Source organism: Kitasatospora cystarginea, from assembly GCF_039533515.1.
In the GTDB taxonomy this organism is placed as follows: Bacteria; Actinomycetota; Actinomycetes; order Streptomycetales; family Streptomycetaceae; genus Kitasatospora; species Kitasatospora cystarginea.
Genome location: NZ_BAAATR010000037.1, coordinates 81,398 through 94,496 on the forward strand (window position 1 = coordinate 81,398; position 13,099 = coordinate 94,496).

General features: G+C 72.0%; 9 protein-coding genes. 5 read left to right on the plus strand and 4 right to left on the minus strand.

From position 1 onward, the window contains the following. Positions 1-15 precede the first annotated feature (15 nt). Positions 16-702, minus strand: coding sequence for a response regulator transcription factor (locus ABD369_RS31155; RefSeq protein ID WP_344639945.1), 687 nt, complete (start codon positions 700-702; stop codon positions 16-18). A gap of 993 nt (positions 703-1,695) precedes the next feature. Between ABD369_RS31155 and ABD369_RS31160 the strand changes: the two genes are divergently transcribed. Continuing rightward, positions 1,696-2,730 (plus strand): ketoacyl-ACP synthase III family protein, encoded by a 1,035-nt coding sequence (locus ABD369_RS31160; protein WP_344639936.1) that lies wholly within the window; start codon positions 1,696-1,698, stop codon positions 2,728-2,730. 49 nt (positions 2,731-2,779) lie between these two features. Further along, positions 2,780-3,064 (plus strand): phosphopantetheine-binding protein, encoded by a 285-nt coding sequence (locus ABD369_RS31165; protein ID WP_344639937.1) that lies wholly within the window; start codon positions 2,780-2,782, stop codon positions 3,062-3,064. 101 nt (positions 3,065-3,165) lie between these two features. On the opposite strand, the gene ABD369_RS31170 is transcribed toward ABD369_RS31165, so the two are convergent. The 3 genes from ABD369_RS31170 to ABD369_RS31180 form a co-directional block, all read right to left on the minus strand. Continuing rightward, entirely contained in the window at positions 3,166-5,760 is a 2,595-nt protein-coding gene (locus tag ABD369_RS31170) for a LuxR C-terminal-related transcriptional regulator (protein WP_344639938.1), read from the minus strand. A 51-nt stretch (positions 5,761-5,811) separates the two neighbouring features. Then, entirely contained in the window at positions 5,812-6,684 is an 873-nt protein-coding gene (locus tag ABD369_RS31175) for a class I SAM-dependent methyltransferase (protein ID WP_344639939.1), read from the minus strand. Between the two features lie 242 nt (positions 6,685-6,926). Then, positions 6,927-7,148: an MbtH family protein gene (locus ABD369_RS31180; protein ID WP_344639940.1), complete on the minus strand. Its 222-nt coding sequence runs from the start codon at positions 7,146-7,148 to the stop codon at positions 6,927-6,929. A gap of 454 nt (positions 7,149-7,602) precedes the next feature. On the opposite strand from ABD369_RS31180, the gene ABD369_RS31185 reads away from it, so the two are divergent. From ABD369_RS31185 to ABD369_RS31195, 3 genes are all read left to right on the plus strand, one after another. Beyond that, positions 7,603-9,969, plus strand: a complete 2,367-nt coding sequence (locus tag ABD369_RS31185) for an AfsR/SARP family transcriptional regulator (RefSeq protein WP_344639941.1) — start codon at positions 7,603-7,605, stop codon at positions 9,967-9,969. A 93-nt stretch (positions 9,970-10,062) separates the two neighbouring features. Next, the gene (locus ABD369_RS31190; RefSeq protein WP_344639942.1) at positions 10,063-11,445 is read left to right on the plus strand and encodes a M14 family metallopeptidase; all 1,383 of its coding nucleotides are present in this window, start codon (positions 10,063-10,065) and stop codon (positions 11,443-11,445) included. Between the two features lie 160 nt (positions 11,446-11,605). After that, a partial coding sequence (locus tag ABD369_RS31195) for a condensation domain-containing protein (RefSeq protein WP_344639943.1) occupies positions 11,606-13,099 on the plus strand: 1,494 nt, incomplete at its 3' end.

Genomic DNA, 13,099 nt, shown 5'->3' on the forward strand with positions numbered 1-13,099 from the left:
CCGGGCGGGCCGCGCTCAGGAACGGCCGAACTGGAAACCGACACCGCGCACGGTGACGATCCAGTCGCTCGCACCGAGCTTGTTGCGCAGGCTGCTCACGTGGGTGTCGATGGTCCGGCGTGACCAGACGTCCCCCCACACCTGCTGCATCAACTGCTTGCGCGGAACGACGGCATCGGAATTGGAGGCGAGGATGAACAGGAGGTCGAACTCCTTGCGCGTCACCTTGACGGGCCGGCCGTTCAGACTGACCTGACGGGTCGTCGCATCGATGCGAAGGCCGCCGCGCGAGACGACCGAGGGAGGCTCGGCATGGACGGGGTGCATCTGGGCCGGGACTCTCACCCGGCGCATCACCGCCTCCATACGGGCGAGCAACTCACGGAATCCGTAGGGCTTGACGAGATAGTCGTCGGCTCCGGCCTGAAGTCCCAGGACGCGGTCCAATTCGGTGCCGCGGGCGGTCACCGCGATGATCGGGACCGGGCCGGCGGAGCGGACCCGACGACAGACCTCCAGCCCGTCCAGGTCGGGGAGTTCGAGGTCCAGGAGCACTAAGTCGGCGGCTCCGTAAGCGCTGAGAGCGGCGTTGCCGGTGTCGACCCGGGACACCGTGTGGCCGTGTCGGCGCAGCCCGCGAACCAGGAACTCCGCGTCCTCGGTGTCGCTCTCGACCACCAGGACCCGCCACACCGCGGGCATCGACCCGCTGGCCGACCAGGGAGGAGCCGACTCCTCCTCGACGTACCGCGGATCGAAAGCGTCGTATCTTACTGGCGATTGACGAACCGTCGATACAGATTTGATCACTGTTCCCCCAGTTGAACGGCCCACTCAGAACTGAACATCGCCCAGAGCCTGACCAGGGGTACGACAGCCCGGTCAGCGGCCATAGCACATGGCCGCTGACATGCTTGTTAGTGCCCTCCCCGTTGCAGGCGTCTGCAGCATAACAAGCGAGTCATCAGGTTTTTGGTCAACTCCCGTTCGCATAGCGAACCCTGAACGTCGCCGCACGACGCCACACAGACGTCAAATGACGTCGAATCGACCCGAAACAGTTCCGGTCCGGCACACCCCGGATCCACCCCTTCGGGCGCGAGCATCCGCACGGCGCGGGCTTGATCAGGTCGAGCGTGCGGACGGGATGTGGCCGTTGGTGATCGATTGCGGTGACGTGGTCGCACCGGCCGGCGAGGGCGGTGCGGCACAGGCCGGCCATGGGCAGAGCGAGTTGCCGGCGCGGATCTTCGAGGCGTCCTCGCGCGGGGTGACGGCGCGCGGGTGGCGCGGAGGCGTCGAAGGTGACGACCTTGCCGGCCAGGTCCACGGGTTCGAGCAGGGGGGGCGGAACGCGCGGGTGACGGCGGAGATCGGGGAGGGCGGCATGCGGACGCGGCTTCGGTTGCAATCAACAACTCCAAACGCCTTGGCCATCCGAAATCGTGTCTCGCTTCGCCAACGCCGTGAAACCGACAACGCGCCCACTCCATTACAACCGTGACGTCCAGTCACCCTAGAAAGCTCGAGCTCCGAACCCATCCCGATGGGGGGTTTCGGGGTCGCACCGCAATCTGAGTACCGACTACTCAGGCGTCCACCCGAGCCTTCGTGATCGCCTGATACTGGCGGGTGTGTAAACCGAACGTGAGAACGGTCACATCCGGCTACGGCCGGAGCAGAAGGGAAACAACGATGAGGGCAGAGAGCGTCTACCTGTCGGGGATCGGCAGTTACGTGCCGGATCTGGTGACGACCGAGCAGGCCGTCGCGAACGGCTGGTACGACGAGGCGACCCGCCAGGCCTCCGGGCTGGAATCGGTGGCGATCAGCGACACGCTGTCGGCGCCCGAGATGGCGGTCAAGGCAGCCGAGGTCGCGCTGCGCCGGTCCGGCCACGCCCCCGAGGACTTCGGGGCCCTGGTGCACGCCTCCGCCTACCACCAGGGTCCCGACGGCTGGTCGCCGCAGCACTACATCCTGCAGAACACGCTGCGTCAGCCGATCACCGCCATGGAGCTCCGACAGGGCTGCCAGGGCATGCTGACCGGCCTGGCCTTGGCGGCGCACCGGCTCGCCTACGAGCCGGAGAAGTCCGCCGTACTGCTCACCGCCGCGGACAACTACTCCGCCCCGCTGGTGAACCGCTGGACCACCTCGCGGCTGTCGATCTTCGGCGACGGCGCCGCGGCCGTGACGGTGTCGCGCGAGCGCGGCTTCGCCAGGCTGCTGTCGGTCGGCACGCACTCCGCGCCCGGCATGGAGGCGCTGCACCGCGGCAGCGAACCGATCTTCCCGCCGGCGGTGACGGTCGGCCGGGAGATGGACTTCGAGGCGCGGGTCCGGTTCTGGATGGAGGAGTGGGCCGCCGGAAACACCCCGCCGATGGCTCACCCGGGCGAGGTCATGCAGAAGGCCCTCGACATCGCCCTGAAGGACGCCGGCATCACCTTGGACGAGATCACCCGGGTCTGTCACCCGAGCGCCACCCTGGACGCTCTGCGGGACCAGTTCCTCGACCCGCTCGGCCTGGAGCTGGAGCGCGGTATCTGGGACCACACCAAGAAGGTCGGCCACATCGCCGCCGCCGACGTCTTCATCGGCCTGGAGTACGTGTGGCGCAGCGGCCAGGCGGGCCCCGGCGACAAGGTGCTGATCTTCACGGGCAGCCCGGGCTTCGAAGCCGGCTGCGCGATCGTCGAGATCCTCTCCGACCCCGAGGGCGAGTAGAACCCACCCGTTCCCATTCGTTCGTACGCCAGAAAGGGCCGCAACGAGCATGACCGCCCCCGACCCCACCAAGACCGCCCCACTCGTCGGCGAGGAACTGCGGACGCACCTGGCCGAGCTGATCGACGTGCCGGTGGAGGACGTCACCGACGACGCCAACCTCATCAAGCTGGGGCTGGGCTCCCTGCAGATCATGCGCCTGATCACCCGGTTCCGCCGCGCGGGCGCCGACCTGGGCTTCGGTGACCTGGCCGGGATCCCGACCTTCGCGAGCTGGAACGCCCTGGTCGTCAAGGCCCTGGAGGCCACCCCGGCGGAGCCCGCCGTCGGCTGAACGCACAAGGCCGCCGGGTCGCTCAGGGCGACCCGGCGGTCCTCGTCCCGATCCCTCTCCCTGTTGTCCTCCTCGGCCCGTACCGATGTCCGGGCTCCGGCTCAGTGAGTGCGCCCGGGCCGTTTCACCAGGCGGTGGGCGAGCTCGCCCCGGGTGGCCACGCCCAGCTTCGCGTAGGCGCGGTAGAGGTGGTTCTCGACCGTACGCACCGACAGCACCAGTTGCGCGGCGATCTCCTGGTTGGACAGGTGGGAGACCGCCAGGGTCACCACTTCCCTTTCCCGGCTGGTGAGTTCGGTCTGGGCACCGACCTCGCGCCGCCCCTCGTCGACGGCCCAGTCCGGCAGACCGTGGTCGCAGCGGGAGACCAGCTCGCTGCTCCTGACCCGGGACGCGCGGCTCTTGCGGTGCCCTCCCGCCGCCTGGTGTGCCCGGGCTGCCATCGCCGCCGCCTCTGCCGCCAGCGGCAGCAGGCCCAGGCGCTCGAAGCATGCGGCGGTCGCGTCGAGGGCGTCGCCGTCGCCGTCCGCCAGCGCTCGCACGTGCGCGGTCCGGGCAGCCGACAGGCCGGCGGGGGCGGCGCTGCCGGCCGGCGGGTCCGGCGGCAGCAGCGCCGCGGCCTTGGCGGCCGCGCCCGCCCGGGCCGCCAGGTGCAGTGCGGCCAGCGCCTGGGTGCGGCGGCCAGCCGCGCCCGCGCGTTCGGCGACCTTCAGGGCCTGGCGCGCCGCGGCGGTGCGGTCGCCGAGCTGCGCCAGCACCAGGGCGTGCTCCAGCGCCACCTCGTCCGCCGCCACCGGGTACGGCAGCGACTCAACCGCGGCGCGGGCCTCGTCCAGCACCGCCGCCGCCTCCGCGCTCTCGCCCGACTCGGCCAGCGCGCCGGCGAGTTGAGCCAGTCGCTCGGCCCTGGTCGCGAGCCACTCGTCGGGCCCGCGGTACACCGCGGCCTGGCGCAGCAGGTCGACCGCGCGGGCCGTGCGTCCGGCGCCGCGGTGGATCCGGGCTTCCAGCAGCGCGACGTGCATCCGGTGCCGGGGCCCGTCGTCGTCCCCGTCCGGGCAGTCCAGCAGCGCGGTGGCCTCGGCTTCCCCGCGGGTGTGCAGGGCGATCCGCCCGGCCAGCACCAGTCGCTCCAACCGTGCCTCGCTGTCGTCCTCGTGCGCGTCGCGCAGGGCCTCCAACGCGCCCTCGTCGTCCCCCAGCTCGTGCCGGGCAAGGGCGAGCACGGCCAGGCCGGCGGGCGACCCGGCCTCCCGGATCCCGTCCGGTCGGCCAGCCAGCAGCCGCAGCAGCGACCGGGCGTCCGCCACCTCGCCGGCCCCGGCCACCGAGCCCGCAGGGCCCGACTCGGCCTCCGCGACCAACGCTTCGGCCTCCGCCGGCCGGCGCAGCCCGAAGGCGAGGTTGAGCACCCGCAGCCGGAGCAACCCGGCCGGCGCGGCGGTCCCCGCCGTCCGCGCCAGCCGTGCCTCCGCCTCCGCGTGCCGGGCCTGGCCGATCACGGCCTCGGCGAGCAGCAGCTCCCACCGCGGGTCCGCTGCGGCCGCTCCGGCCGCGAGGGCGGCGCGGCACAGCCGTTCGGCCAGCGGGTAGTCCTGGTCGTGCAGCACCCCGAGGGTGGTGGCCCGCAGCCGCGACGGCTCCGGGATCCAGCCGGTGGCGAGTCGCAGCCGGGCGATCCGCACCGCGTCGCCGGCCCGCCGTGCGCCGGTGTCCTCCAGCGTGTCGGCGATCCGCTGCCGGAGTCGACGCGCCGTCAGCTCCGGCAGCGAGGCGGCGACGACGGCCGCGCAGAACGGATACGCCAGGCGCAGCGACAGGCGGAACCCAGACCGCTCGGTGACCACCACGCCCCGGCGGTTCAGCGCCTCGGCCGCCTCGCCGAGCCCGGCGACGACCGGCAGCCCGGCTTCCAGGTGTCCGGCGAGGGCCAGCATGCCGACCAGTTCACGCTCGTCCTGGTCCAGCTCCCCGAGCAGCAGTTCGGCCAGGTCGACCAGCCGGCTGTCCGGCGCACCGCTCAGCCCGGGCCACCGCCAGCTGTCCTGCACCTGGCGCAGGCTGCCCTCGGCGAGAGCGTGCTCGGTCAGCTCCCGGAGCACCAGGGCGCTGCCGTGCGTCAGGGTCCACAGCTCCTCGACCGTATCGGCCGCAACCGGCCCGCCGAGCCATGCGGCCAGCACCCTGGCGGTGCCCGACCGGTCCAGCGTGCCGACGGTCAGCCGGCGGATCAGCTTCTTCAAGGAGAGCTGCCGGATCAGGTCCGGCAGCGGGCGATGCGACGGCGTGGCGGCCAGCAGCACGACCTGACCGGCGTTCACCAGCCGGTGGGCCAGTTCGAGCCGGGCGCCGTCGAGCAGGTGGAGGTCGTCGGCCCAGGCGATCACGCGCCGCTTGGCGCCGCTGCGGCACCGGCCCCGCAGGTGCCCGGCCCGGCGCGCCTCCCGGGAGTGACCGGGCAGCGCGGCGAGCGGCGGCTCGGTCAGTTCCTCCAGGCGCACCACCTGGGCGCCGCCCCGCTCGGCCCGGGCCAGCGCAGCACGCAGCAGCGCGCTCTTGCCGACGCCCGCGTCACCGACCAGCAGGACGCCCACCCCGGTGTCCACCGAGCGCTCGATCTCCGCGAGTTCGGCCTCCCTCGCGGCGAACGGCCAGTCGGTCGTCACCGGCCAGTCCGCACCGAGCTCTACCGCCATCTCTCTCCCCCATGTTCACCGGTGCTGACGCGTGCGGCCCCCAGGGCCTGCTCAGGCCTGCGGGGCGCGCGCGCGGATGTACGTGACCGGCACCGGCACGGTGATCACACCGCGGTCGTCCTTCAGGGCGTCCAGCCGGGCCGCCACCTCGTCGGCCAGCCCGCCGTCGCCCAGCTGCTCGATCTTCTCCCACAACCGGCGCATCCCGGTCGTGCGCGTCCACAGCACCCACTGCGCCCCGGACTCGACGACCAGCGGCAACGGCTCCTCGAGGACCTCCACCTCGACGAAGCCGGCCTCGGTCAGCTCCCGCTCGACCGACTCCGCGCTGATCAGCCAGTTGTTGCCGACGCTCGCGAACGGGAAGTCCCGGTCCTCGGCGGCGCGGGCCGGCCGCATGTACGGCATCAGCAGGTCGTCCACGACCTCCGGCATCAGACCCCAACGCCCGCCCTCGGTCGGGAAGAACGAGGGCGTGCTGATCGCAAAACGGCCACCGGCCCGCAGCAGCGGAAGGTAGGGCTTCAGCTCGGCGGCACCCTTGGTCCAGATGAACAGGCTGAGGCTGGCGATCACGGCGTCGAACCGGCCGGCCGGGAACTCCGGCGCCTGACCGTTCATCACCGTGGTGCTCACCTGCGACAGGCCGCGCTCGTCGGCCCCCTCGGCCGCGAACCTGACCATCTCCTCCGAGATGTCGATGCCGACCGCCTCGCCGCCGGCACCCACGGTCACCGCCGCCGGGTAGAGGGCAGCCCCGCGGCCGCAGCCGACGTCCAGCACGGATTCCCCGGCGGACAATCCGGCGAATTCGACCAGCCGACGGCCGACCGGTACAAAGAATTCGACGCCGGTCTGGTCGTAAACTCCTGCGGTCCGATTGAAGAGGCGGTGCATCTCTTCGCTGGTTTCGGTCTTTTCCATTCCGACGGCTCCTTGCTGAAGAGGAGTGGACCGGGCGAGAATCCACAGAAGTGAGCCCATGCCAACACGGCTTCCGCCGGGGTGTCCAATAGGAAGATCTTCTTCCGGCCAGTAATGATCGTTATGCGCCGTAGCGGGTGCGGCGGGCGTACCGTGCGGCGGCCCGGCCGCCACACCCCCGGGGCGGCTCAGCCCGGGTGCGCCGGGAGGCCCCTCCCGGAATCAGCTCGGTGGATCCGGGCTCAGGCGCTCGCCGAGTCCATCGCCTCGACCAGGCTCTTGGGCCGCATGTCGGTCCAGTTCGCCTCGATGTAGTCCAGGCAGGCCTGGCGGGTGTCCTCACCGTGGACCTTCGCCCAGCCAGCGGGCACCTCGATGGACACCGGCCAGAGCGAGTGCTGGCCCTCGTCGTTGACCAGCACCAGGTAGGTGCCGCGCTCGTCCTCGAAGGGGTTGGTCGCCATTGTGTCTCTCCTCGGTGTGAGCCGGTTCGCTGTGGCCCGGTTCGCTGTGACGGGCACGGCGGGGCGCCGCGCCGACGCCCGGGAAACCACGCGGGGAAGGCGATGAATTGGATGCCGGCGAAACCCGGTCCCGGTTTGTGCCGGGAAATCCGTGTCGCACGTGACCTCGCCGGCCGTGTCACCCCGTGGGCCGGTCCGAAGTCATCCGTTCCGTCAAAGGCTAAACAGCACCAGAAACGGCGTCAACCGGCGTCCCGTGCGTCATGATCCCGGGTCAACTCCGGCTGGAGCAAGCCACTGTGGGTGGCATCACGAACCGGGAAGGAAGTCTGCCCCGCCCCCGCCGTCCGCCGCAGGCGATCCGCCCCCTTGATCGTCCTTGTTAGCATCGGCCCGGGGGCACGAGGTGGCGAGACGGGTCGGGGGGCCTACCGATGCACACATCGAGGCGCGGATGAGCGGGTCGGCACCGGGGACGGGCGTTCCGGAGGGCCGGCCGGAGGCGGGGCGGGTCACGGGCCACGTCCTCGGCCCCGTCGAACTCGCCGGGCCCAAGGGCGTCCTCCGTCCCAGCGCGGGCAAACAGCGGGTCCTGCTCGGCGGTCTGCTGCTGCACGCGGGGCGGGTCGTGTCCACCGACGAGCTCATCGAGTGGCTCTGGGCGCAAACCCCGCCCCCGACCGCCAAGGAGACGCTGTACGTCTACCTCATGCGCCTGCGCAAGCTGATGCAGGACCAGGTCGGCGGCGCGGCCCGGCTGCGGACCGTTCCCGGCGGGTTCCGGCTCGACCTCCCGCCCGGCGCCCTCGACCTCTCCGCGTACCGCACCGCCGTCGCCGAGGCCCGCCGGTCCGAGGAGGACGGCGACACCACGGCCGCCGTAGACCGGTTCCGGGCCGCCGAGGAGTTGTGGCGCGGACCCGCGCTGGCCGACGTCCCGTCCGACCGGCTCCAGCGCGACGAGGTCGTCCTGCTCACCGAGGAGAAGAACCGGGCCGTCGAGGACCGCATCGAACTGGAGCTGCACCTCGGCCGGCACACCGCCCTGCTCGGCGAGCTGCGCGCGCTCACCGCCCGGTACCCCCTGCGCGAACGGCTCTGGGTCCTGCTGATGCGCGCGCTTCACCAGGACGGTCGCCGGGCCGAGGCGCTGGACTGCTACCTGCAGGTGCGCACCCTGCTGCTAGACACCTACGGCCTGGAACCCGGCGAGGAACTGCGCGGTATGCAGCGGCACATCCTGCGCGGGGGCGTACCCGGGCCCGCCGGTCCGGGCGCCGCACTCGATCCTGCCTGGCAGATCCAGTGCCAACTCCCGTCTCCCCCACCGGTGTTCGTCGGGCGCTCGGACGAGACCGGCGCCCTGGCCGCGGCCCTCACCCCCACGGAGACCCCCGGCGTCCCGGTCGCGCTGGTCTCCGGACCACCCGGGATCGGCAAGAGCGCGCTGGCCGTGCGGGTCGCCCACCAGCTGCGGGACCACTTCCCCGACGGTCAGTGGTACGTGCAGTTGGACGACCTCGCACCCGGCGAGCACATCGGCGACTTGCTCCGGCTCTCCGGCGCCGCCCCCGAGTCCATCCCCGCCTCCCTGCCCGCCAGGGCGGCCGCACTGCGTGCCCGGCTCGCCGGCCGTCGAGTGCTGCTGCTGCTCGAGGACGCCACCCAGCTCGACCAGATCCGGCCACTGCTGCCGAGCACGCCCGGCTGCGCCTTCCTGGTCACCTGCCGCCGGGTGATCGCCGGACTCCCGGGCGCCGAACAGGTCCGCCTGGACGTGCTCGACGCCCCCGACGCCGAGCGGATGTTCGCCGCAGTGGCCGGCCGCCGCGCCGCCGAGGACCGCGAGTCCGCGCGGCGGATCGTCGAACTGTGCGGCGGGCTCCCGCTCGCCCTCAGCATCGCCGGTGCCCGCCTGGTGGCCCGACCGGACACCACGCTCGCCGCCTTCGCCCACCGGCTGGCCCGACGGAAGTGGCGGCTCGACGCGCTGGAGGTCGACTCGCTGCGCCTGCGCGCCGCCGTCCGGGCCGCGTACGTACGGCTCACTCCCGCCGCCCAAAACGCCTTCCGGCTGATCGGCCTGCTACCGAGCAACGTCTTCCCGTCCTGGGTGCTGTCCGCACTGATCGGGCCGCCGGACGACGAGGGCGTGGCCGAACAGCTGCTCCGTGCGAGCCTGCTGAACGCAGAACCGGACCCTCGGACCGGTGAGAGCCGGTACCGCGTACACGAGTTGCTCCTCGCCTACGCCGAGGAGCTGGCCACCGCCGAGCCCGCTGCGCAATCCGTGGAGGCGCTTCGCCGACTGCTCGGCGCCTTCCTCCAGATCGCCGAGGCCCGCCACCCCGATCTCCGCCCACGGCTGCCACTCCCCCCGGACGACGCACCGGCCGACCAGGTGCTCCCGCAGGACCGGGCCCGCAGACTGGCTGACCCTCGCGCCTGGGGCCCCGCCGAACGGGAGCTCGCCGGCCACGTGATCGAGCGCGCCCACCGCCTCGGCCGCCCGAGGCAGGCGGCCCGGCTCTGCCACCTGCTGCACCTCACCCCGCCCTGCTTCAACGACGGCTCGGATGCGGCACGTCGTGACGAAGACGGCGCGGCGGACGACAGAGCTCCGCACCCGAAACGGCCCGGTGAACCGCGTGCGACGGGCTGGTTGCTGATGCGCGCCGCCCGCGCCCAGTTGGAGCGCGGCGCGGTGGCCGCGGCCGCCAGGTCCGCTCGCCATGCCTGGAAGGTCTTCACCGAGGAGGGCGAACTGCGCGGCAGCGCGGCAGCCGCCAGACTCCTTCGCCAAATACATATGACCCTATGACATTTCTGTCTATTCCAAAGGTGATTTGGCATCCCGTAATCCGGGCATAATGGACTGAGAAGTCCCGGGCCCGGCGCGGACAAGGATGGCGACATGGGTGGAACGCTCGGACCACTCGCGCACCTGGTCCGCCAGGTCCGCGCCTTCGACCACTTCCCCACCGTGGACGACGCGTTACGGGTCATCCGGGCCGAGGCGCAGGCGGTCCCCGACAGCACCGTCCGGCGACTCGGCGTCTCCCGCGCAGGAGAGCCCCTCGACCTGATCTCCCTCGGCACCGGCCCCCGCGGCATCCTCGTACTGGCCGGCCCGCACCCGAACGAGCCGGTGGGCCTGCTGACGGCCTGGGAGCTGGTTCGCCTGGTCGGCGCCGCGATCCGCGCCGGCGACCCGGCGGTCGCCCCGTTCACCTGGCACGTCCTACCGTGCTGGGACCTCGACGGTGCCCGGCTCAACGAGGCCTGGTACACCGGCCAGTTGGACGTCACCTCCTATCACCGGCACTTCTACCGTCCCGGGCTCGCCGCCCAACCCGAGTGGACCTTCCCGCTCGACCTCCCCGGCGCCCGCTTCGATCGGCCCCTGCCGGAGACGGTGGCGGTCATGGCCGCGATCGACGTCCTGCGGCCGCAGGTGATGTGCTCCCTGCACAACAGCGACCTCGGCGGCGCCTTCTACATCATCGACCGCAACGACACCCGGGTCGTCCCCGAACTGGCCCGGATCCCGGCCGCCCACGGCCTTCCGGTCGAGACCGTCTCGATGGACACCATCGGCTGGGACTCCCCCGCCGCCGGTGTCCACGTCCTCCCCGGAAGTGCCACGCTGCACGCCGGCGCCGGGCCCGACCGACCGCCCGAGCACGGGCTCTGCAGCCTCCACTACGCCGCCCAGCGCCACGGCACCTGGGGGGTCATCGCCGAGGTCCCGCAGTGGCACGTCCAGCGGCCTCCCGCACCGGTCACCACCGAGGCGTGGACGGCGGCGATCGGCCGGGAGGCCGCGCGTCTGCTCGACGTCCTCGCCCCGGTCGAGGTGGCCCTCGACGCCGCCGACCGCGCCACCCCGGACAGCCCCTTCGTCCCGGCCGTGCGCGACACCGTCCGGCTGGCCCGGCTGTCCGCCGCGGTCTGGACCGCCAAAGTGGGTCTCGCCCGCCCGACGGACCCGGTCCTGGCCGAGGCACTGTGGAGCGCCGTCCACGACGGGGCCCGGCTGTTGCCACTGCGGGCCTTGGGCATGTGGCAGCGGGCGTTCCCAGAGCCGTCGGCGTGCGGGGACACGGGTGACAGCGGTCGCGACGACATCCTCGGCCGGTCCGCCGAGCACGCCCACCTGTCGCTCGGCCCGCTGTGCGAGGCCTTCGCGGCCGAGACCAAGCTCGCGCCGTACCCCATCGGCACGCTGGTCGCCGCCCAGCTTGACGCAGTGCTCACCAGCGCGAGCGGCTGCACCAGCAACCTGACCCACGCCTGACGTATTTGACGTTCCCCTGACATCGCGTCCGGCCCAATGCTGGGACCGGCGCTAGGTCACCCCACCTAGCCTTGATTCACAAGTCTGCCGTTTGCCGTGCCCGCGTTGCGTTCGTGTGCGGTGGCACGCTCATTTGATCAAGGCTTCACGGGGGTTTCGCATGAAGGTCACACAATTCTTTTCGGGTGCCATCGCCGGGGAAAATGCGGGATTCATCGAAATATGCGGGGAAGTCCGGACCGACCTGCTCGACGCGGCCTTCCGGCAGGCCTGGGGCGAGTTCACGGACAGCTGCGATCTCCCGTTCGGCGTCGAGCTGACCGAAGCCGGTACGGACCGGACGGTCCGGCGACTGCGGATGACCGGGCTCTCGGCGCACGAACACACCCGCTGGCTGATCGCCCAGCGTGCGGTGGACCTCTACGCCGCGGCGTCGGCGGATCGGGAGGGCACCGCGCCCACCGCCGTCTTCACGCTGCGGCCCGCGGAGGACGCACCGGGTACGAGCATTACGGATTTCGGCACCCGCTCCGACGGCAAGACCGGCACGGCTGATGGGGCCGACCCTGCGCTGACCCGGCGCATGACGCCGGCGGCCGTCGTCGCGGCGTACCTGCACGAGGTTGCCGGCGCGACCGAGGTCGTCTGCGAGGTGAGGGCGACGGCCACCGGGGCGCCGGAGCCGGTGTCGGCGTCGGTGTCGGTGTCGGTGTCGGTGAGCATCCCGGTCGACTCCGCCGACGGGCTCGTCGGACTGTCCCGGCGGATCGCGAACGCCTGCCGCGTGGCGGCCGACGCCCACGGGCTGGGCCCGGTGGAGAGGCTTGCCGTCGGCATCCGGCCGGCTGGCGGGCCGGATGCCCCGGGCCTGCCGGGTCTCGCGGACCTGCTGCGCTTCGTCGAGGGCACGACGGGAATGTCCGACGGCCAGCTTGACGAGCAACTCTCCTTCTGGATCAAGGAGTTGGACGGCCTCCCCGAGCAGCTCTCGCTGCCCTTCGACCGGTCGCGCCCCAACGCGCCCTCGGGGCGGACCGACACCGTCGACGCCCGCGTCGCGCCCGAGCTGCACGACCGACTCGCTGACCTGGGCCGAGCCGCAGACGCAAGCACCTTCATGGTCCTGCAGGCGGCGATCGCCATCCTGCTCACACGCCTCGGCGCGGGCACGGACATCCCCCTCGGCGCCGCCGCCCCAGCGCGGTCCGGTCTCCTTGCCAACACCCTCGTGCTGAGGACGGACACGTCCGGCGATCCGTCGTTCCGCGAGTTGGTCGAGCGGGTGCGGGTGCTCGACCTGACCGCGTTCGCCCATCAGGACGTCCCGTTCAACCGCGTGGTCGAGGCACTCGACCCGGAGCGCGCGGGAGCGGTGCATCCGCTGTTCCAGGTGTTGCTGACGGATCGACGGAAGATCTGGCAGCACCGGATCGGGGTGACAGCAGCCGACCTGGCCTTCACGGTGTCCGGGACGGAGGAGTCAACGGGCGGGCTGGACGTCGATCTGGAGTTCAGCACGGACTTGTTCGAGCGGTCGACGGTGGAAGGACTGGCCGGTCGCCTGGTGCGCCTGCTCGAAGCAGCGACCACCGAACCCGACCTACCCATCAGCAAGCTGGAAATCCTCAGCCCCGAGGAACGCGAGCTGGTCATC